17 protein-coding genes are annotated in these 21,436 nt (G+C 47.8%); 4 read left to right on the top strand and 13 right to left on the bottom strand.

Going from position 1 to position 21,436, the window contains the following annotated elements; genetic code table 11:
• Positions 1 to 52: 52 nt before the first annotated feature.
• Positions 53 to 1,243, top strand: coding sequence for a MalY/PatB family protein (locus C170_RS03860; RefSeq protein WP_036606422.1), 1,191 nt, complete (start codon positions 53 to 55; stop codon positions 1,241 to 1,243).
• Between the two features lie 190 nt (positions 1,244 to 1,433).
• Here C170_RS03860 and C170_RS03855 read toward each other — a convergent pair whose 3' ends face one another.
• From C170_RS03855 to C170_RS03805, 11 genes are all read right to left on the bottom strand, one after another.
• Entirely contained in the window at positions 1,434 to 2,039 is a 606-nt protein-coding gene (locus C170_RS03855) for an ABC transporter ATP-binding protein (protein ID WP_036606420.1), read from the bottom strand.
• Positions 2,029 to 2,985 carry an ABC transporter ATP-binding protein gene (locus C170_RS03850; RefSeq protein WP_036606418.1) on the bottom strand — a complete coding sequence of 319 codons (957 nt, stop codon included), beginning with the start codon at positions 2,983 to 2,985 and terminating at the stop codon, positions 2,029 to 2,031. Before C170_RS03850 ends, C170_RS03855 begins: the two co-directional genes overlap by 11 nt.
• Before the next feature lie 2 nt (positions 2,986 to 2,987).
• On the bottom strand, positions 2,988 to 3,995 hold the full coding sequence (locus C170_RS03845) for an ABC transporter permease (protein WP_200868487.1): 1,008 nt from the start codon (positions 3,993 to 3,995) through the stop codon (positions 2,988 to 2,990).
• Positions 3,992 to 4,987: an ABC transporter permease gene (locus C170_RS03840; protein ID WP_036606416.1), complete on the bottom strand. Its 996-nt coding sequence runs from the start codon at positions 4,985 to 4,987 to the stop codon at positions 3,992 to 3,994. Before C170_RS03840 ends, C170_RS03845 begins: the two co-directional genes overlap by 4 nt.
• A gap of 42 nt (positions 4,988 to 5,029) precedes the next feature.
• On the bottom strand, positions 5,030 to 6,688 hold the full coding sequence (locus C170_RS03835; protein WP_036606414.1) for an ABC transporter substrate-binding protein: 1,659 nt from the start codon (positions 6,686 to 6,688) through the stop codon (positions 5,030 to 5,032).
• Positions 6,689 to 6,972: 284 nt separating this feature from the next.
• Positions 6,973 to 7,509 (bottom strand): nickel-responsive transcriptional regulator NikR, encoded by a 537-nt coding sequence (gene nikR / locus C170_RS03830; RefSeq protein ID WP_036606407.1) that lies wholly within the window; start codon positions 7,507 to 7,509, stop codon positions 6,973 to 6,975.
• 52 nt (positions 7,510 to 7,561) lie between these two features.
• Entirely contained in the window at positions 7,562 to 8,587 is a 1,026-nt protein-coding gene (locus tag C170_RS03825) for an alpha/beta hydrolase (RefSeq protein ID WP_051446987.1), read from the bottom strand.
• A gap of 80 nt (positions 8,588 to 8,667) precedes the next feature.
• Positions 8,668 to 9,549: a hypothetical protein gene (locus tag C170_RS03820; protein ID WP_155985021.1), complete on the bottom strand. Its 882-nt coding sequence runs from the start codon at positions 9,547 to 9,549 to the stop codon at positions 8,668 to 8,670.
• Positions 9,550 to 10,044: 495 nt separating this feature from the next.
• Positions 10,045 to 12,072: a hypothetical protein gene (locus tag C170_RS03815; protein WP_036606403.1), complete on the bottom strand. Its 2,028-nt coding sequence runs from the start codon at positions 12,070 to 12,072 to the stop codon at positions 10,045 to 10,047.
• A complete protein-coding gene (locus C170_RS03810; protein ID WP_036606401.1) occupies positions 12,047 to 12,949 on the bottom strand; it encodes an ABC transporter ATP-binding protein in 903 nt (300 codons plus the stop codon). The genes C170_RS03815 and C170_RS03810 overlap by 26 nt, the downstream gene beginning before the upstream one ends.
• On the bottom strand, positions 12,942 to 13,331 hold the full coding sequence (locus C170_RS03805) for a GntR family transcriptional regulator (RefSeq protein ID WP_036606399.1): 390 nt from the start codon (positions 13,329 to 13,331) through the stop codon (positions 12,942 to 12,944). Before C170_RS03805 ends, C170_RS03810 begins: the two co-directional genes overlap by 8 nt.
• Before the next feature lie 1,220 nt (positions 13,332 to 14,551).
• Between C170_RS03805 and C170_RS03800 the strand changes: the two genes are divergently transcribed.
• Positions 14,552 to 15,454, top strand: a complete 903-nt coding sequence (locus C170_RS03800; protein ID WP_036606396.1) for a futalosine hydrolase — start codon at positions 14,552 to 14,554, stop codon at positions 15,452 to 15,454.
• The gene (locus C170_RS03795; RefSeq protein WP_036606394.1) at positions 15,451 to 16,293 is read left to right on the top strand and encodes a 1,4-dihydroxy-6-naphthoate synthase; all 843 of its coding nucleotides are present in this window, start codon (positions 15,451 to 15,453) and stop codon (positions 16,291 to 16,293) included. Before C170_RS03800 ends, C170_RS03795 begins: the two co-directional genes overlap by 4 nt.
• A 1,231-nt stretch (positions 16,294 to 17,524) precedes the next feature.
• Here C170_RS03795 and C170_RS03790 read toward each other — a convergent pair.
• Positions 17,525 to 18,148: a pyroglutamyl-peptidase I gene (locus tag C170_RS03790; protein WP_036606392.1), complete on the bottom strand. Its 624-nt coding sequence runs from the start codon at positions 18,146 to 18,148 to the stop codon at positions 17,525 to 17,527.
• Between the two features lie 21 nt (positions 18,149 to 18,169).
• Positions 18,170 to 19,171 carry a Gfo/Idh/MocA family protein gene (locus C170_RS03785; RefSeq protein WP_036606390.1) on the bottom strand — a complete coding sequence of 334 codons (1,002 nt, stop codon included), beginning with the start codon at positions 19,169 to 19,171 and terminating at the stop codon, positions 18,170 to 18,172.
• Positions 19,172 to 19,646: 475 nt separating this feature from the next.
• Here C170_RS03785 and C170_RS03780 point away from each other — a divergent pair, with 475 nt between their 5' ends.
• Entirely contained in the window at positions 19,647 to 21,377 is a 1,731-nt protein-coding gene (locus C170_RS03780; protein WP_036606389.1) for an AraC family transcriptional regulator, read from the top strand.
• Positions 21,378 to 21,436: the final 59 nt, after the last annotated feature.

Genomic DNA, 21,436 nt, shown 5'->3' with positions numbered 1-21,436 from the left:
AATTATTTGTCGATTGTGGTCGAAGGAACGGAATTCAAGGGGGATTTATGCAATGAACAATACCAGTACATTTGATCAGTCTATTAACCGGATCTCTACCGGATCAGAAAAATGGGATGCGCTTGAGGATATCTTCGGCGCTGCTGATGCGCTTCCGATGTGGGTGGCCGATATGGATTTCGCTGCTCCACCATCCGTCATTCAGGCCCTGCAAACACGGATGGAGCACGGGATTTTTGGTTATACAGTACGGACTGAAGCGTATCATGCAGCTGTTGCAGGCTGGATGGAACGGCGCCACAACTGGAAGATTAACGATGACTGGATTGTATTCACTCCAGGTATTGTGCCCGCACTCAGCATTGCTGTACAACGATTCACTCAACCGGGAGATGCAGTGGTCATCCAAACCCCGGTGTATGCTCCCTTCTATGAAGTAGTACGTGGTCAGGGCCGTGAACTGATCACCAATCCTTTGGTAGAGAATAACGGTCATTACACGCTGGATCTGGAACAACTGGAATCCAGCTTACAGACCGGTCGGGTCAAAATGCTGATTCTGTGCAGTCCTCATAACCCGGTTGGACGGGTATGGACTCGTGAAGAGCTTGAAGGGCTTACGTCATTGTGTCTGCAATACAACGTACTGATGGTTTCAGATGAAATCCATGCCGATCTTGTTCATCAGCGCGGAACTCATACACCACTGACCCTGATCTCGGACGCCGTCTCTGATCTAAGTATCATCTGTACGGCTCCAAGCAAAACGTTCAACATTCCTGGTCTCTGCACATCCAACATCATCATCCCCAATGCCAAGTTGCGGAAATCGTTCGCGCAGGGTGTAAAAACGATGGGACTTGCCAATATCAGCACACTGGGGGCTGTCGCAACCGAAGCTGCTTACAATGATGCCGAGGAATGGCTGGATGAGTGCCTTGCCTATATCCGTGGAAATATGGAGTATGTACAGCAATATGTTGCGGAACATGTGCCTCAGATTAAAATGCATCTGCCTGAAGCAACCTATCTGTTATGGATGGATTTCCGGGAGCTGAATATCCCACATGCACAACTATGCAATATGCTGCTTCATGAAGCAGGGCTTGCTTTCAATGACGGGAGTTTCTTTGGAACAGAGGGTACAGGATTCATGCGCATTAATGTAGCTTGTCCACGTTCTACGGTTGAAGAGGCGATGCGCAGGTTATCTGTGTTGTTAAACAATGTGTCGGGCAAATAAGCTGCCAGTTACATCTATATGCGTTGCGAACAGAACGTGTACTGTTCGTTAAATGGTGAATATTTGTCAATATAAAAAAGGGGTGCGCCTTAGTCAAGTCCATGATTCACATTCATGGTCAATGACTTCACAAGGGGCACCCCTTTTGCATTCGATCATTTTATTTATTCGAACATAATTAAAATTACAGTCACATCGATATCGGCATCGGTGTAATTCTGTCGCACAATCTGTTCAGCAACTCCCGATCATGGCTTATGATCAATAGCCCCAGATCACGCTGGCGAGCCACTTCCATGACGGTATGCCAGATCTGTGCCTGCGTGATTGCATCCAGCATGGTTGTCATCTCATCTGCAATCACATAACGTGTCGCTGTACCGAGTGCTCGCGCCACACAGAAACGTTGCAGTTCTCCACCGGATAATTCACTCGGCCTACGGTCCAACCAGGTTTGCTGAATACCCAATGCTTCGAGCAACTGTTCATCATGCACAGACGCCTCTTGCAACACGCGGCGCATCCGCCAGCGTGGATTCACGGCCTTCTCCGGGTGCTGGAACACCAGCTGAACCGGACATACTCCTGTACGTGGGAGTGGTTTCCCATCCAAAAGGACTTGCCCTGCCACAGGTTCGGCATATCCTGCGAGGATGCGCCCAAGGCTTGTTTTTCCACAGCCACTTGGTCCCCACAAGCCAACGACTTCGCCTTGTTTCACCTGCATATTCATCTGCTGGAACACCCACGATTTCGGATCATAACGGTAACTCACGTCCCGTGCTTCAAGTGACATGGAAGCACCTCACTTCTCCGCCCCGTACCTTACGGAGCTGAGGACGTTCGCGGGTACATGCAACGGTTGCTGCGCTACATCGGGGAGCAAATGAACATCCTGCTGTAATCTCTTGACCCGCCAATGGCTGGGAGCCCGGAAGTGGTTGAAATCCATTCTGTGGCAACGCATTCCAGAGTGCTTTTGTATATGGATGACGCAGACGTTCTCCATTCCCTTTAAAATCATCAACCAGCGCCGTCTCTACATTGGCACCCGCATAAAATACAGCGATGCGATCGGCTGCCGTCAGGGCTGTCGTGACATCATGGGTGATCCACAGGATACCTACGCCTTGATTTGCAAGCTCGCGAAATTGCTTCATCGTCTCGGCCAGCACTTCGGGATGAATGCCTGGTGTCGGCTCATCTGCAATGATCAGCTTCGGCTGACCTGAGGTCGCTGTCGCCATCAACACCCGCCTTGCCATACCTCCGGACAACTCAAACGGGTACTTTCCGGCTGTTCCTTGAGGAAGATGATATCGCTCCGTCAGCTCCTGCTCCGTCTTTTTCGTATGGGATCGAGTTATGAAGCCGCGCTTCCGTCCCGGATTTCGGGTTACCGGCTGAACTTGTCTTCCCACCTTCATCAGCGGGTCCAAATAACTGACGGATTGTGGAATCAACACCAGTTCGTCTCCACGCAGATGAAGCTGCCGCTCTGGGGTTAAAGGCTCGCTATTATAGCTAATACGTCCCTCTAACCTGGCATTGGCAGGCATAATGCCCATGATAGCCTGCGCCAGCACACTTTTACCCGATCCACTTGCGCCTACAACAGCCACGATCTCGCCCTCGTTTATGGAAAGATCCAGATTCTGAATGACATAAGTCTGTTCGTGCCCAAACCAGCCACGAGCGCGCAGAAATGACACCGACACTCCCTCAATATCAAGAAGAGCCATATTTACCTCACCTCCCTTGAACTACCTGTACCCGTCAACGTCTTCAGACTGTTGCCCAATACATCAAACGCACGAACAACCAGCAACAATGCCAGTCCCGGGAAAAAGGCGAGCCACCACATGCCAGCAGATAAATATCTCATCGATTCGGACAAAATAATTCCGATTGCCGGTTGCTGCGGGGACAACCCTAGCCCCAGAAACGTAATGGCTGCTTCATGCAAAATGGCATGGGGAAAGATTAGCAGTACGCCCACGAACAGTTGTGGAACAAGGTGTGGCAGCATATGCTGCACCGCAATCTGTAACCGTGATTGGCCTAACTTGTGTGAAATTTGAATGTATTCTGCGGATTTCAATTGAATCATCTCCGCTCTTACAATCCGGGCCAGATTCGGCCAGTGAGTCAGCGCAATTGCTGCTGCCACTCCTACCAAACCTCCACCGAATACAAATGCCAGCATGACCAGCGATACCAGGTGAGGCACACTGAGGAACAAGTCGATAATCCACGAGATCACTCGGTCAGCAGCCTTGCTAGAAGCAGCCCCTAGACCTAACATCAGTGCGATCAGTCCACCGCCACATGCAGCAAGTAATCCAACTTGAATGCTGGTCGCCAATCCTTTTAACGTACGCATGAACATATCTCTTCCGAGCCAATCCGTGCCGAATGGATGCGCCCAGGTTGGAGCCAAATTCCGATCCATTAATAAAGTCAGCGTGGAACCAGCTGGAAGCAGCCTGCCCGTCAACCACACAACGGCAATCCAGATCACCGCAAGGCTTCCCCAGATCACCGCTCTTTGGCGAGAATTTCGGAAATGTTGGTTTCTGTCCCCCATGTACCTTCTTCTCGTTTGGCGTGTTGTTCCTGTTCCTTTTCCAGTCTCAGCTTGTAGCAATCCCTGATTAATGTTGCCCCTTGCCTCTTGAGTTGCAGTGTTCACTTTCTGCACTTCGACTGTTTCTGGGGTCTGCTCGGAGGAGCGTTCTACCGTCTGTTTCATGATATCAGCTCCTCCTTCATCCGCGGATCAATCATGCGATACAGAATGTCGGCCACCATATTACCTGTAAAAACAAAGATTGCACTGCACATCACAAGTCCGAGCAGCAGTGGAACATCACCGCGTAACCCCGCCTGAACCGTTGCCTGACCAAGGCCGGGGTATGAAAATACCTGCTCTGCAAGCACAGCCCCACCAAACAGTTCACTGAACGAAGCAAACTGTAGCGTTATCGCTGGTAAAACAACATGTCTGAACCCATGTCGACGGAACAGCTGAAATCCACGCTCACCCCGCGCTCGCGCAAACAAAATATAATCTGACTCGAGCACATCCGTGAGCTTCTGCCGGGTATGCAGAGCGATTGAAGCTACCCCAGTCAAGCTGAGGGTCAACGCTGGCAGAATCATATGAATAGCCCGATCTCCCCATGTGACCTGATCAGCCGACAGACCTGCGGGTACTCCAAGCCCAACCGGAAGCCATCCAAGCCACACACCAAATACCATCAGCAACAACAGCGCAATCCAGAATACCGGCGTGGAGGCCAGCGTATAACAATACCAACAGATCAGGCGATCCAGCTTCGAATCCCGTCTCATGGCAGCAACTACACCAAGAGTAAAACCAATGATGCCGGATATTATCCAAGCTACAGCCATAAGTGCGACAGAATTCATGAATCGTTCCTGGATAATATCCGCTACAGGTTGTCTGTAGATCATCGAAGTTCCCAGATCTCCCTGAATAAGCGCTTGTCCCCAAGTGAGCAATCGTTCTGTAGGGGATTCATTCAATCCCCACCGTTCTTCGATAAGACTGCGCTGTTCGGCACTTACTCTAATCATGTCTCCACCAATGTAGGCTTCGATCGGATCAACAGGAGAGAATTGCATTAATATAAAAGACAACACACTGACTCCGACCAATAAAGATACGAGTCGCAACATTTTAAAACCAACAAATCTGGCCCATCCATTCCTGCCTGTCATCCAATCTCTCCCCAATTCAGGCTAATGCTACCGCTACGTTTCCTACTTTGTACTGTTATCCCAGGACCATTCCTCCAGATTGGTTGTCACCGGCCAGCCGTGACCATGGGGATGGATCTGCTGCTCGCCAATGTTCAGTCCATTCGTAACCAGATACAGATGATCTATATTTACGAGCCATGCCCATGGCGCATCACCCTGATAACTGAAACCTGTTGTTCCATCCCATTCGGCTTTCTGCCAGAACGGCAATGCATCTTCCTCACTGGTTGCCTGAAGGGCTTTGTCCATCCAAGAATCCACGACAGGATTACTGTACAATCCCACATTGTAATACCCTTCTCCTTTATGAGTGCTGCTATAGAGATTATAGGTTTCCAGAGGATCATGACTGCCCCAACCAAACAATACAGCGTTGGAGTAAGCCATCTTTTTCGTCTCTTCACGGCTTTTGCCTTCCACATTGATTTTAATTCCCGCCGGGGCAACCATATCCGCAGCAGCCAGTGCCAGAGATTGTCTTGTTAAATCCCCTGCAAAATAAAGCAGATTGAACTCGGCCTTAACGCCGTTTTTCTCGACGATACCATCACCATCCGCATCCCCCCAGCCACCAGACGCCAGAATGCGCTTTGCTTCTTCTAGATTGGCATCTGTAAATACAGCTTCTGCATTGCTCCAAGGCAGATCATCACTGACGGAATAAGACGGACGACCGTACCCTTCCAGTACGCCCTCAACCAAAGCCTTACGATCAATCACGACATTCACCGCTTGGCGAATCGCCAGATCGGATGTCACATCATTTCCTGCGGGAAGACCATCGCCGGACTTGGCACCAGCAGGCTGCATCGGAAACATGATGCCCCGGTTATCTACGGTTTTCACAGCCTCTAATGTCATGCCACTCACCTGTTGTTTGCTAAACGCTGCCGGAATAGCAGCAATATCCACCGTACCTGCCTGTGCAGCAGCATAGGCAGCATCTTCATCCAGATAGAGGAAGGTGAGTTTGTGGAATGCAGACTTGTTACCGTAATATTCTTCATTGGCTTCAACGATAGCCTGTTGTCCTTTGTCCCACTGAACCAGCTTGTACGGTCCTGATCCGACCGGATGTTCTGCATAATCAGCACCATAGGCATGTTCAGGTACAATGCCAAGTGTCGTCAGCAGACTGATGAATGTGGACTGCGGCGACTTCAGTGTGAATACGACCGTTCGATTGTCGGATGCCTGCACATCAGCCATATTGGTCAAATCAATCACGGACCCACTCTTGGCAGCTGTTTCAAATGTAAATTTCACATCCTCAGCCGTTAGAGGCTCCCCATCCGAAAACTTCACATCGTCCCGAAGCTTAACTGTCCAGGTCAGACCATCTTCGCTAACAGAATATGTAGTTGCCAGATCGTTAACCAGTTGCAACTTGGCATCTCGCTTCAGCAAGGTACTCTGGAAAAGTGGTGAACCATACTGCCCCCATCCAGTTGTCGGATCAAATCCACCTTCCGGCTCAGTGCCCACAGCCAGCACCAATTCGTCTTTGGTTGAGGTTGTTCCTGATTGTCCATTCTCTGCTGATGAAGCTGTTGGTGCTGTGCCCTGTGCACAACCCGTTAATCCAATAGAACATACAAGCAGGATCCCTAATCCTGTTCTACCTTTTCGTTTTCCCCATCTCCATGAAAATCTGCCCATTATGGTCGTTCCCCCTCTAAATATGTGCTGCACACACTTTTTCGTGTTACTTTTTAGAGGAATTGTAGCACAAAATACAAATCATATGTCAACAAAGTTAACTTAGTAATCCATATTTTTTCATATTTCAGAATTGATAATTAAAAAATTCTTTAACCGAGCATTTGTAGCGCTCTATAGAGTCAGGTATTATAACAAACAAAAAAACAGACGGTTGGCATCTAACCAATAGTCTGTTTTTTAGATTCGCTATATTTTCATAGAAATTACACTCGCAATTCGTTTTAATCCGCAGAGCGATGATGATGACTGTGACCATGCTGACCCGCACTGTGGTTATGATCCAGGCTTTGATTCGGATTGTGATCCTGACCGCTGCTCTGAGCATGAGCCAGTTTGTTGAGTTCATCCACATAAGTCACGGAGAGCTCCGCATACAATACCCCTTTTTGCACCTGGATCTGTTGATGCAAATGACGCAATCGTCCCAGGTTACCCCGTACGGCAATTACCTCCAGACATTGGTCATGGTTCAGATGCACGTGCATATTGGAAATGATGTCATGATGCGCCTCGTGCTGCAGCTCCATCAAACGAATGGGAAGATCACTGATGTGGTGATCGTAGACCATCACAATGGTGCCGGCCACATCCTGATCGGATTGCAGTGCAGAAGGTTGCAGTAATGTTTTGCGAACAAGATCACGGAAAGCCTCAGATCGGTTTTTGTATCCCTGTTCCTCAATATACTGGTCAAACTGCTCAATTAGAGGTGTAGGAAACGCCACCCCGAACCGGGTCAAATCTTCTTTATCTGCCATACTTCTCCTCCTGCGCGCTCATTTGCTTCGAGTGTACCACAGACTTGTCTGCTCATCGACTATACTGTTGCATGAATCGTACTGCCGAATGTATCGCCTGTTGTCCAGCGTCACTCTCCAGATCAAATTGATAATCATGTCCCAGCTTCTCGGATGAGTTTGAGAAAAACAAGGTTTCCACCTCAACATCAAGGCGCTTCAATACTTGTGCCAGCTCAATCGATTGACTGGTCAACGGGTCATCATTGCCTGAGGTAATAAAGGCAGGTGGATATTCTGTTGTGGCCTGAAACACGGTAGACATTTCATCCAGACGCGGGTACTCTTCAAATGTTTTGACTCCGGTATATGACCAGAGAAATGTCCGTATGAGCGGAAATCCCGTTTCCGCTACCGTGCTCAGATTGTAAGGTCCACAGAATAAAAGGACCCCGCGTAACTCTTCCGGCTGGGTGGTTGGCGTTATATTCATCAGCTTGGCGAGGGATGGATTGGTCACCACTGCCGCGGTCTGACTTGCAATCTGGGCACCTGCCGAATTGCCTGCGAGAAATATGTTTTTCGGGTCACCCTGAAATTCACTGGCATGGTTCTTCACGTAAGTCAAAGCCTGATTCGTCTGAACCACGGGAATGGGATATTTCGTATCCGGTGCGAGCGCATAATTCATACTGACAACAACGTAGCCCTGTTTGGCTAATTGTACGGCATAATCTGTGATGTCCGCTTTGTCCCCCAAGACCCATCCACCACCATGAACCCACAGCACGACAGGCAAAGGTTCTGATGTTACGGAAGGATAATAGATATCCATTGTACTGTCATTACGACCTTCGTCTGCATAGGGCACATCCGCAACACGAGTTATCCCACCCGAGAGCATAGTGTCCTTGCTATTTGTGTCTGTATTAGCAGTTTCAATTAATGATTTTAATAAAAATACCGTTATTTTGGGTGTCCATTGTGTACCAATCCCAATAAAACCTATGATCAAAATTAGTACAACGCTGGGAATCCAGTAACGTTTACGTTTAAAACCTTTTGCCCCCGTACGTTTCGTTTCCAACTTGGACTGCAATAGCTTCACCTCGTTCCATCATCATCGAAGCGTCTTTACATCTAAAGTTGTGTACGTTGCAGAGAGGACCGGGTTTCCTCTTATTTGGGTCTCTTGGCGATTTCCTGTCTGACTTTCACATACGTAGTGGATACGTTTTGCTCCAGTGTATGAATACTTTGTTTTGTTCCTGCCCACTTCTCTGCTACAGACGCCAAGGTGTTCAATGAGCTGAGTACACGTGACGTTTGGCTTTGTTTTGTACTCTGTTTGAACTGTTGTAGAGCTTTGGAATATCGTTCTTTTGCCAGACTCGCCTGTTTTTTAGCCGTTTGAATCTGTTTCTTCGCGGAGTCGGCCCCTGCTAGCATAGCTCGTAAACGTTTTATTTCAGCGCTCTTCCGTTTACGTGCTTCAGCAAGTTCCTTTTTCTTGATCCGGATGTCTTCTCTGGCAAGCTTCACAACGGGTCTCAACGTCTCTGCCTGTGTGCGGATCGCTGCACTCCATTCCTTATTTTTGATGGCTTTGGCTGCATCCAACTGTCTATTGACTGAACTATAGAGGGCGAATAGTGGTTCATATCGGGATTGGGTTTGCTTTACCTTTTCAGCTAGAGCTGCGACCTTCGCATCATCGGTTTGTCTTATTTTCACACGTAATCGCTCCAATTCCGCGGTATTGGCGGCATGAAGTGTCTTTATTTTTTGTTCCCAAACCTGCTCTTGAGCCTTCCAGTTCCCCACTTTCTCGTACGCTTGCTTCAACGTTAACTTGGTTTGTGCATCAGCTTTGTTCAAAACAGAATCCCATGCTTTTTGCGCGGTTACGCCAAGATCTATGCCCGCAGCCTCCACTGAAGAAGCAAAATAGATCGTGCCTGCGCTGAAAAGAATTACAAGCCCTATAAGCAGGCGTGATCCAAAAATAAGATGAGTCATCGATGGCAATTGACGACGCCGGACGTTACTTTGTTCCATCATGTGACTATGGCTACCTGCTATTGGAGAAGGGAATAGAATGTCACTCGTCTCCATTAAAGCTATATCTTTGATATGCTGTCGACCCTTCTTTCCTTCCATCAAGCCAGGATGATCTAAGAAGTCAGTTTCGCTTGATCGTTCCAATAGGGAACAACATACCATTACCTCCTGTTCATTTATCGTTTCCTTCCACGCTTCTGTATGCATCCGTCCCTACACCCTTTCTTCTAAAATATTTAGCAGAATCGCAACAAAATAAGCGAACGACAAAAAAAGCACCCGCAAGTCAGGCATTTGCCTGCTCTTACGGGTGCTTCCCTCATAAGCCGTTCCATATGAGATTCGATTGAACGAGTCGCTCGAACCTTTCCTTTTTCTAATATATTCCATTCATTGGATCTGGTCAAGTATATCTGGTCTCACTGTACTAATATCAAACCTTTGATCAACGGGAGAACCCTTCCCGCTTATAGTTAACAACTGATACAGCCCAGCTTATTGATTGACCAAAATAGCTTTCATTTCCTCGGTCAAATCCTCTTCTTTCAGCATCATATAGATGTTCTCGCCACGATTTACATTCAACTTGATCTGATAGATGGTATCATTCTCTGTTAGATAACCAGACCGTTGACGTTTGAGCAAATCATTAATGATTTCTTTGTTTTTAGTCGCTATCTGTTTGTTACCACTTAGATTTCCATCAATATATTCTGGCTGCGGAGTAGTCCACTGAAGCGAACCCGGACTGTTAATCTCCTGTTTCGCAAACTGAGCGGAGACAATCTCATCTGCCTGGACAAGCAACTGGTCGTATAACTTGTTCTCCTTCAGCCAAGCCAATACCCGATCATAGCTAGGTTTGATCTCATAATTCCACATCTCCCTCGGTTGAAATGGATCTTTCGAAGTAGAGTCCTGATTCATCTCCGCGTAAGCAAACGACTGCCACGGGGAGCGCTGTTCTTCATAGGTCTGATCCAAAATGTCCTGCTTCAACAATGCTTTGAACTCACGGACTTGCTCCGGATTGCTAATATAAACCTTCCGGTATGAACTTATGGCAGAACGAATACCGAAACTTAACGCATCTTCATCCAGCTTATACGTTTCAAAGGCGACTCTTTTGTAATCCTGGGACTGTTTCAGAGCCTTTAATTCCTGATGGAATTCGGCTTCTGGAATGTAGTATTTACGTTTCATCACTTTGCCGTTATCCAGCTTGTAGTTAATTAATATAGACTCATCATTACGCATACCTGTATTAATCGGATCATCCAGTAAAGGAAGATCGGAATCCACAATTTTTTGATGAAGAGCGATAACTGCCCCCATGTATTCCGGATCATTAGAATAGAGGTGAGTATCGTCCTTTTTCTGAGTGACACCGTTACTGTAGGTATAACTCTCCCCACCAAGCTTGATGCTGTTCACCTTGCTCATTTCAGGCACTCGAGCGGCGTATCCATTCCAGTCGGCAATAGGTACGTACAGTATCAGACCAGCGATGATACCATATAGAATCAGCTTGGGTAGCAGCCTGCTGCTCCAGATCAGCCATGTTTTGCGAATAATCATCTCGGCAACGATATAACCTACAATTCCGCCGAGGATATATCCGAAGATTCCCCATCCAGCTGATCCTCTTGGAGCAATCATTGTAAAGTAACCTCCGCCAATCAGAACCAATGTAAACATCAATCCAAAGCGGAATATAGGTTTTATAAGTTTAAACGTAACTGCTTGAGTAGCAGATTCAACCTGTCTCTTCGCATAAAGTAAATAGGTTAGAGGAATAAACAGGATTGCAAATATAGCATAGATAATTAACTCCAGACGGATTACAGGGAGGTTACTGATCGAACCCACACGCAGGACAAGTGAGAGTTTCTCCGCATTAAAGCCCACTTCTTCAAAAGCATATCCGAGCAAATAATGCTGGAGATGAAGTGACATAATGAACCATACGACTACAGGTAACAAGACGAGTGCGTACACGGTGAGTCCCTGCAATACAGATTGACCAATACACATGCCGACCGCTACAGTTAGCATGAACATAAATAGCGAGTAGATACTCATGCTCAAGCCCCACATCCAGATTGTACTGCCATCGAACAAAAACGCAGGTTGATCCAGTACCGCCCATACCCAGCCGGTAATCGCAGTTGTAATCCAGATTGGAATCAGGATCATGGCATATCCGGTCAACAGATTAATCGTTAATAGATGTTTACGACGTAACGGCAAACTATGGAACAGATCCGAAGGTGCACCAGATTGAATGTACCGAAAAAGAAAGATTCCAGCCGCTACGGGCAGTGTGATAGCGAACAAAATCTGCACTTCACCATTGGCCTGAAACAAACTTGTAATCTGCTGTGGCACATCTCTGTACTCGGTAGCGATATATAACGGAAGTGAGAACAACAATGTGATGAGAAATAAAATGCCTATCCATCCATGCTGTCTGAAATTTTGGATCAGGATGCCCCGGTTACAGAACAATCGGTTGAATATCATACCCTGCGTCCTCCATTTCGTAAATAAAGATTTCTTCGAGCGTCAAAGGCAGTACATCCAGCAGATACGGATCATGTATACGGAATTGATCCGTTACCTGTTGTCGGTTGCCTTTGACAATGTACAGGGATACACTTCCCCGTTTCTCTTCATGTAAAATATCAATCTGCTCATCCATGGCTTTGGCATGGTCCGGGTGGCGGAAAGCGACTTGGATTTTATGCGTATCGGCCTTCAGATCATCAAGATCCTTCTCTACAATAATTCGGCCTTTGTGCATAATCGCCACATGGTCACACAGATCTTCGATCTCACGCAAGTTGTGGGACGAGATGACAATGGTTACCTGACGCTCAGCTGCTTCCTGGAACAGCAAGTTTTTGATCTGCTGACGCATGACCGGGTCAAGGCCATCAATTGGCTCATCCATCAGCAGCACTTCAGGCATACAGCTAAGTCCCAGCCATACGGCTGCCTGACGGCGCATGCCTTTGGACATGCGATGCAGCTTGCGTTTTACATCCAGTTTGAACACGGTAGCCAGTTGCTTGAACCGCTCCTCATTCCAGCGTGGATATACCGAACGATAAAATGCAGCCATCTGAGTTATTGAAGATTGCGGGAAAAAGTAGGGCGAATCGGCCATAAAGATTGTGCGGCCTTTGAGATCCATATTTTCATAAATCTCATTATCTTCGATACGAACAGTCCCGCTGTCCTGACGGTAAATACCAGCCATCATTTTGAGCAGCGATGTCTTGCCTGCCCCGTTGGAACCGAGCAAACCATAGATCGACCCCTTATGTATGTGCATCGTTACGCCATCCACTGCCTTTTCCTGTTCAAATGCTTTGACGACTTGATTCAGCTCAATCATGAGGCTCCTCCTTCTCTATACGGGCCATCGCTTCCTCAAACAAAAGCGTCATATCCGCTTTGGTCAAACCGGAATACGAAGCTTCTGCAATCAACTTCACCAGAGACTCTCTGATCTCATCTCTCATGGCTTCATTCGGATGTTCCACTGACGATGATACGAAGCTCCCTTTTCCCTGCAAAGAATAAATGTAACCTTCACGTTCAAGCTCACGATACGCTTTCTGAATCGTATTTGGATTCACGGTCAGCTGCGTGGATAACGCACGAACGGAAGGAAGCTGCTCGTCAGGCTTTAGAATACCGTATACGATCATTTCTTTGACTTTGTCCACTAGTTGCTCGTAGATCGCCTTACGGCTGCGTACATCTAATTCGAACATCCCGCACCTCCTTTCTGTAAATGTGTGAAATAACCTATGGGTTTTAAATGACTGTATCTGAGGTGTATGTGTAGTTATCTGGGTGTAAAAAAGATACAACCTAAGCTGTACTGCTGTAGAGCCTTCATATTCAACTCTTAGGTGTATTAACTGTACTACTATTATTAATACAGTTAAATCAGATTGTCAACTGTTGACTTTGACTTCTTGTTTTATTGGGAGTACGTTAATAAAGAAAGATTATATGGTTTAAATGACATATATAATTTTTGGAAGCAGGTTCATTCTGGCTTACGACGGGGCTCGATCAGGGTGGCGTTCACATAAAGTGAGGCAAAACGGCTATCTGAAGCGATGTGGCTAGATGTGGCTACTCGAAGTGAGACGGCTACCCGCAACCTTTGCTTGACCGCTTTTGACAGAATTACATGCAAAGGTTGTTCAGGTCTTTCCCCTTCCGTTATGATGGAGATGAAATATTGTTCAATAATCACTTTATCTTTGTTACTTTTTGTGCGCGTTTAACCTGATTGATTGTTAGGTCTGTTTTGCGTTAGTTGTGTTGTGTTGTCTCGCGTTATAGATCTATTGTCTGCACAAACGGTAGGTCGGAAAGTGGTCAGCTATATCAGAGCTAGCAAAACTGTGTATTTGCTTTAAATTCGGGTTTGCACAAATAAGCTACTATGCAGTGGTCGAGTGTAGACTGGGCCCGTTATTCATTTGGCTTGTTGGTCTAAAATCCTAAGGCTATATATGATTCGCGTTGGATGGGTCGGGCAGACTCCAGCCTTTTCAATCGTTTATCTGTTCGTTTGGAGGGCCAACTCGAGCTGTCCGCACTGAGCATACATATTGTAGATATGTCTTTCAAAGGGTGGACACGGACATGAGAAAGCACTTCGGAATTGATATTCTACATATAGATCATTTTTAATTTTATATCCGAAAACATCTATATGTAGTGTTTCATATTCCTGGATGGATATAGTATCTTTTTAGAAAAAGTGTCCACTCTTTGAAAGACAAAATTAAGATAAATGTCCCTTGGTAGTGGACAAATATATGCCCGAATTCCATTTATATAAGCAGAACTATACATCTACACGAAAATATAGAAGTAAGTAGTAACCCTAAGAAGTGTAACTAGAAGCTTGCTGTAAGAAAGATACTATGGAGGCATATGTTACACTTCTAATACCTCATAAGGAGAATCCGAGATGAATGAACATAGACAGGATAAAGATCAGAATAATAAAGCGAACGCCTCATTCGAGACTAGTGACCAACAGGGAGAATTAAGCGGGGCAACAACGACTTCAGATACTAGTCCGGTAAAAGCAAATTCATCACAACGTGTGTTAATTGTAACCGCGGTTGATGCGGAGAAAGATGCGGTCCTCCGTGGTTTGGGAAATACGGCCGCGGAACGATTTGACGTCATCGCTGCTGGCGTTGGCCCAGCCTCGGCCGCAGCAGGAACAGCCGCTACATTGGCATATGCCGTAGCGGCTGCGAGCACTAGGGCGTTGGCGCAGGGTTCCACTGCGCCAAGCCCATCCGATGTGGCACAGGCATCTGCCACATCGGATGGGCCGGGGCCCCTTGCCGGAGCCGGATCACCAGCCTACATGCTGGTGATCAGTGCCGGCATCGGCGGCGGGTTCCCCGGCCGGGCAGGCGTCGGCTCCCTCGTGGTAGCCGACGCCATGGTTGCTGCCGATCTGGGCTCGCAGACGCCAGACGGCTTCCTTAGTGTGGACGAGCTCGGATTCGGCTCGTCCATTGTGGCGGCGGACGCAGAGCTTGCCGCTCGCCTGCGCCATGAGCTGAAGCGGGCTGGGCTCGCTGTCAGCGGAGGCACTGCGGTCACCGTGTCTACGGCGACCGGAACAGCGGAGACGGCCGCGGAGCTATTGCGCCGCGTGCCCGATGCCGCCGCCGAAGGCATGGAAGGCTTCGGCGTGGCAACAGCTGCCCAGCAGTTCGGCGTGCCAGCACTCGAACTGCGGGCCATATCCAACGCGGTCGGTCCACGCGACCGCGACGCTTGGCGCATCAAGGATGCCCTTGATGCGCTTCAGGCTGCAAGTTCCATTTTACGGGAGGTTATTACATCATGAAAATTGCATTTTCCCCTTGTCCAAACGATACATTTATCTTTCACGCGTGGGTGCACGGGTTAATCCCGGGCGCACCTAAGCTGGATGTCCGTTATGCTGATATTGATATTACCAATGGTCTGGCAGCAAATCCGGATGGACCCAATACACCTGAAGTGATGAAAATATCTTATGCAGCACTGCCATACGTGTTATCTGACTATGCTCTGCTTCCTGCTGGAGGCGCACTTGGCAGAGGCTGTGGTCCTTTGGTTCTGACCGCAAATGGCACGACCGATCCAGCATATCTGTCTGGACGACGGGTTGCTGTGCCAAGTGAACGCTCGACAGCATATCTATTATTCCGTCTGTGGGCAGCGCAAAATGTTCCTGGCGGTGTAGGCGAGATTGTTGTCATGCCATTCGACCAGATCATGCCTGCTGTTCGTGACGGCAAGATCGATGCCGGACTTGTCATCCATGAAGCACGCTTCACGTACCAGAATTATGATCTCAAACTAATGACAGATCTCGGGAACTGGTGGGAAAGCGACACAGGCCTACCAATTCCACTTGGGGCGATCATCGCACGTCGCGACATGGATGCTCACGCCCTCGCCGGATGGGCACGCGCCTCCGTTGAATATGCATGGGCGCACCCGGATGAGTCGAGAGCATACGTTATGGAACATGCGCAAGAAATGGACCCTGATGTAGCTGCACAGCATATCGGCCTGTATGTTAATGAATTCAGCGCCAACCTGGGTGATGATGGTTACGGTGCAATCACTGCACTGCTTGGCCGCGCCATAAAAGAAGGACTCGTTCCCGAGTTCGACCTTGATCTGTTGCGAATCTAACTTTGATTTAATTTGAGTTAGTTTCACTTCGCTCTATATCTAAAGAACACAGCACAACTTATTTAGCCGAATAACGTGGTATGAGAATTCTAAAGAATCTCAGACACCGTATTCGGCTAGAATTCGTTCATATCGTCGACCAACTCGCTTAATTTCACACAATAACGATCCTACGATTCGTCAGAAATTGGTATGTGCGGATTTTCGGCGAATAGCGTGTGCTCGATTCGTTGAGTCCGTCCCAAAGCGTTCTGAGGAGCAAGCTTCGTAGAAGCCTATCCTAGGTATTCGAACTTTAAATGGTTTGTAAAAGTAGACTTAGGGTGCTACAAATTCGCAGTTTTTTTCTCTTACGAACCCAGTGCACCTTATTTAGCCAAATATCATGCTACGAAAATTCTAACGAATCCCAGACACTCTATTCAGTTAGAAATCGGTCATATCACCAACAAATTCGCTTCATTCCACCCAATAACGATCCTACGATTCGTTAGAAATTGGTGTGTGCGGATTCTCGGCGAATAGCGTGTGCTCGGTTCGTTTGAGTCCGTTCCAAGGTGTTCTGAGGAGTAAGCTTCGTAGAAGTCTATTCGGGGTTTTCGTGGATACAAACCACTTAGCTAGCCAGGGTGATGCTGGTGTCCTTGCGTCTTGTTTCTTAAGAGCTTAGTTACTTAGGGGTAGTAAAGGTCGTATTCAGGAGGGCACGAATCGGAGTCCGTCTTTTAAACTCCCCTGTACCTATTTAGCTGATTCCCTACTTTCCAGCAAAAGTTATATAAGCCTTACCGGGTTTCGGGTTTGCGGTTTGCGGTTTGCGGTTTGCGGTTTGCGGTTTTAGAGTCTATTTTTTACCTAGGCAAAAAACTTTCATCAAGATACTTGCTGCAAACTAGTGACCTCACTAACCATGTTGGACTACACTACACATGACACATGACACACGAAATAGAAAGAGCTGTCCCCTAACGTCAGACTTATGACGATGGGACAGCTCTTTTTTTCACTTTATATTCAACTTCATATTTATACTCATATCTAACACTCTGCTCAACCCAAGATCGAAGCAGACAAAAACCATGCAACTACACGCTCTCCACGTCATCTTGAACCCTACTGTACCTCCATCACCCCAACTCACTACTCTCCCTCTCACAACTGCGGTCTACGAATCCAACCAACCATCGCCTACGATCTGCTGCAACCGCAGCCGAACGATCGCAACCATCCCCTACGAATCAGCCACAACCGTACGGATCATGATCCGCAGCGCATCCAGCATCATGGGAATAGGCAGCGAAGGGACGGAAGGTTGCAACACCGCCATCTCTGTGGAGGCGGGAAAGTGTACAAATCCGGCACGGATTGGAAGTTGCCCTACTCGAATATAATCCAGTATTCGATACATTGTGTTGTTGCAGATATATGTACCTGCTGTATTGGACACGGTAGCTGGAATACCCGCTGCGGACATGTCATTCACCATGGCACGTATGGGCAACGTGGAGAACAAACCGTCCGGGCTGCCATCTACAATTGGCTCGTCCATAGGACGCTGTCCTTGGTTATCCGCGTAGGAGCCTGGCGGAATATCTTTGACATTCACGGCGATCCGCTCCGGTGTGATGGATGTTCTGCCCTTGGCCAGCCCACAGGCGATAACGACATCTGGCCGATAGGCTTCCATCTCTGCGATCAGCAGGTCTGCACATTCATCGAAGTGCACGGGCAACAGTACTGTTTTTAGCTCAGCACCCTCGATCACTTCGTTTGCAAGAGCATCCATTAATACCCCCGTCGGATTCACCGCATCCCCGCCAAAAGGTTCAAACCCGGATATCAGAATCTTCACCATCACACGTCAGCTCCTGTCTGTTTACTCCGATTTGTAACGTAATCCCCACTGGCCCCGAATCGTGTCCATCAGCTTCATGATTTCCAAGGATTCGTCCAGTTTAATGGTGTTGCTCTCCATCCGACCTTCGAGGATACAACGTCCCGCTTCTTCTGCCTCAAAAGCATAACCAATACATGTTCGATCATCCGTGAACTTCTCCGGCTCGTCCTGACCATTCACATGCAGATAGGCTTCTTTACCCGCCAAGAATAAAGGAAGACGAATCTTGCCTTCCGTACCGTATATGACCGCTTCATTGCTAAGGTTCAGACGAATGGCAGCACTCAGTGATGCAGAACGTCCCTCGGAATAGGACAACAACACGGAAAATTGCTCGTCCACACCCGTCTCACCGATATTGGCTGTACTCCATACATGCTGGGGCTGTTCGCCAAAGATCATCGATGCAAAGGAGATCGGGTACACCCCTGCATCCAACAATGCGCCTCCACCCAGATCCGGATTAAGCAACCTTCCTTCCGGCTCCCAGCCGACACGGAATCCAAAGTCTGCCTGGAGCAAACGTACTTCACCAATTCGTCCTTCTGCAATCCATGCTCTGGCTTGAGCGATCGGTGGCAAAAAGCGTGTCCACATCCCTTCCATCAGGAAAAGGTTACGCTCCCGTGCCGTCTCCACCAGTTGCTCCAACTGACGTGCATTCATCGTAAATGGCTTTTCACAGAGCACCGCTTTACCTGCCTCCAGACAAGCCACTACATTCTCCTTATGCACAGGGTGAGGTGTTGCCACATAGATAATATCTACCTCAGGATCTTGCAGCATCTCTTCATAAGAACCGTAAGCGCGTGCAAAACCATATTCAGCTGCAAACTTCTCCGCACTTCCCGCTGTCCGTGAACCTACCGCTGCTTTCACAGCGTTTCCCGCATGCTCCAGATCCCTTGCAAACTGGGATGCAATCCATCCCGTGCCCATAATGCCCCAGCGTACTTTGTCCCGTCCCACTACTTCTGTCATATTAAAGCCTCCCTACTGCAATTTGAGTTGAAAAGGTTCATGATTCAGATCAGGCCAACATGTTATCCCCTTTATTTTACCAAAAAGAAACGCTTACGTCAGAAAACGATTTCGATTATGTGCTTTCAATAGACTTCAAGCTCATCAGGGCCTCGAACATATCTGTGTACATTTCAATTCTCCAGTAGATTTGCTAAGATTATCAGCAGACTAGGGCCAAGAAGTCTTGTCCGTAAACATACTTGTAAAAGCGACAATCTGGTTAAACTATCGATCACATCTGATAACGGGATCATATACCCTGTGCTATTCATAAAACATCTGGCTATACTGCAAACGTGCTTTTGACAAGGCAGCCAGTATTCACTACATCATGCCAAACGTATCAATAGACGTTCAGGTCCGAGAAAATATGGTACGTTCCAGATTCAATTATTACCTAAACTGTTCCAAAGAGAGGAGGTCGCATAGCAACATGACTACCATCCCCGCTACCGCCCACAGCGGCATGAATCCACACACGTTGCACCAGCAGACGAGTCCCAATTCAGAAAAGGAATCCTCAATCCGAGCAGACCTGGATACATTCTTGAATGATACCCTGATCGAACTTCGTCAGGCAGAACATATTATAACCCGTGAGAAATGGCGCTGGTCCACAACTGAGTTAGCTCATCATACCTTCATATACATGCACAAATTCACAGGCCAACTGATCATGAATGGAATCAAATCTCACGTGGTTCGCAAATCAGCTTTTCTGTCCCTACCAGGAACTGCAATTGAACTGTTTAGTGATGAAGACCATGATATTGAACTGTATATCATTCACTTTGATATGTATCGGGCTACGGAGAAAACAAAAGCCAGACGAATCTACGAACGTGAGCTCAGTTCACCTGTTACAGGCTGGATTCAGGGCCCATTTTACGGTATACAGCGCATTGCCGCACAGCTTACACAATTAAGCAATGAAGGTTTGGAAAGGGGCTTGAAAGCACAGCTCTTCCTGACGGAACTGTTACATATGCTCTGGCCTCAAGAAGACCAGACTGACGTGGGGGCTGGGCAGGATGAACCCGAACAGTGGCTCAGGTCCACCCTGCAATACATGCGCGAAAACTATATGCACGAGATCAAGCTGGAGAAGCTGGCTGAACTGGCTGACATGCACCCGTCCTATTACTCGCAGCTATTCAAGAGCCGCATGCAGAAAAATCCGATTGAGTACATCACTCATCTGCGTATGAACCGGGCCAAGGAATTGCTGCTCACTTCCGATCTGCGTATCCGTGATGTGGCTCGTAAAGTGGGTTACCGTGACGAATTTTATTTCAGCCGACGTTTCCGAAACCATGCCGGTTATGCGCCAACTTCCTATTCGAAGCAGGTCCACCGAAATATCGTGTCGCTCTCCTATCCATACACGGACCACCTGATGACACTTGGCATCACGCCATGCGCAGCTCAGATCCAAGGCCATCTTCCTCATATGCCCAAATCGCTGACGCTGCCCTTCCACGCCTATGAACCTTGGGAACAGGGACGTCAGGCTTTCCTGGATGTGAATCCTGAATTGATTCTGACCAAGGACAATGCAGCTGCCAAAGCGATGGAGCATATTGGCGATGTCGCGCCCATCATTACGATTGCCTGGAACCAGACAGACGTCTTTGGTCATCTGCATCAGATTGCATCCATTGTGGATCGTACCCAGGCAGCCACAGATTGGCTGGATCGACATGAACGCAAGGCAGAGCGTGCACGCAAAAAAATCAAGGAATTCGTCGGGGACATCACCGTTGCCGTTGGCACGTTAACACCTAAAGGTCCACGGATGTACAGCCATCGGAACTTTGGACATGTCTTTTATCGAACCTTGCAATTGGCCGCTCCTCAGCGCATTCAAACCGAACTGGCTGGCAAATCTCCCGGCGTTGGATTCAACTGGCTGCCCTTCACACCAGGAGAATGGGACGGACTGGAGGCAGATGTGCTGGTACTGGCGATTAATTCTATGCATGAAAAGGCAACACTGTTGAAAGAGATGGCTTCGAATCCACTGTGGAACAGCCATCCTGCGGTAAAAAACGGACGTGTACATCTCATCGACTGGAATTCATGGGTCGTATATGCTCCATATTCCATCAACATCCAGCTCGATGAAGCGCTCTCTATGTTGACGAACAAACCTTCACTTTTGTAATCTAAAAAATGTCCATCTCCAGAATCTTAATTTATGCCATGTACGGGCCTGAATTAAGA

Source organism: Paenibacillus sp. FSL H7-689 (assembly GCF_000517905.1).
Classification (GTDB): domain Bacteria; phylum Bacillota; class Bacilli; order Paenibacillales; family Paenibacillaceae; genus Paenibacillus; species Paenibacillus amylolyticus.
The sequence above is the reverse complement of the archived record's forward strand: the minus strand, read 5'-3'. Positions and strand labels throughout refer to the sequence as shown.

Excerpts from the sequence above, each read along its gene's own strand:
- C170_RS03860 (WP_036606422.1), top strand. The coding sequence starts at position 53 with ATGAACAATACCAGTACATTTGATCAGTCTATTAACCGGATCTCTACC.
- C170_RS03855 (WP_036606420.1), bottom strand. The coding sequence starts at position 2,039 with ATGTCACTTGAAGCACGGGACGTGAGTTACCGTTATGATCCGAAATCG.
- C170_RS03850 (WP_036606418.1), bottom strand. The coding sequence starts at position 2,985 with ATGGCTCTTCTTGATATTGAGGGAGTGTCGGTGTCATTTCTGCGCGCT.
- C170_RS03845 (WP_200868487.1), bottom strand. The coding sequence starts at position 3,995 with ATGAAACAGACGGTAGAACGCTCCTCCGAGCAGACCCCAGAAACAGTC.
- C170_RS03840 (WP_036606416.1), bottom strand. The coding sequence starts at position 4,987 with ATGACAGGCAGGAATGGATGGGCCAGATTTGTTGGTTTTAAAATGTTG.
- C170_RS03835 (WP_036606414.1), bottom strand. The coding sequence starts at position 6,688 with ATGGGCAGATTTTCATGGAGATGGGGAAAACGAAAAGGTAGAACAGGA.
- nikR (WP_036606407.1), bottom strand. The coding sequence starts at position 7,509 with ATGGCAGATAAAGAAGATTTGACCCGGTTCGGGGTGGCGTTTCCTACA.
- C170_RS03820 (WP_155985021.1), bottom strand. The coding sequence starts at position 9,549 with ATGATGGAACAAAGTAACGTCCGGCGTCGTCAATTGCCATCGATGACT.
- C170_RS03815 (WP_036606403.1), bottom strand. The coding sequence starts at position 12,072 with ATGATATTCAACCGATTGTTCTGTAACCGGGGCATCCTGATCCAAAAT.
- C170_RS03810 (WP_036606401.1), bottom strand. The coding sequence starts at position 12,949 with ATGATTGAGCTGAATCAAGTCGTCAAAGCATTTGAACAGGAAAAGGCA.
- C170_RS03805 (WP_036606399.1), bottom strand. The coding sequence starts at position 13,331 with ATGTTCGAATTAGATGTACGCAGCCGTAAGGCGATCTACGAGCAACTA.
- C170_RS03800 (WP_036606396.1), top strand. The coding sequence starts at position 14,552 with ATGAATGAACATAGACAGGATAAAGATCAGAATAATAAAGCGAACGCC.
- C170_RS03795 (WP_036606394.1), top strand. The coding sequence starts at position 15,451 with ATGAAAATTGCATTTTCCCCTTGTCCAAACGATACATTTATCTTTCAC.
- C170_RS03790 (WP_036606392.1), bottom strand. The coding sequence starts at position 18,148 with ATGGTGAAGATTCTGATATCCGGGTTTGAACCTTTTGGCGGGGATGCG.
- C170_RS03785 (WP_036606390.1), bottom strand. The coding sequence starts at position 19,171 with ATGACAGAAGTAGTGGGACGGGACAAAGTACGCTGGGGCATTATGGGC.
- C170_RS03780 (WP_036606389.1), top strand. The coding sequence starts at position 19,647 with ATGACTACCATCCCCGCTACCGCCCACAGCGGCATGAATCCACACACG.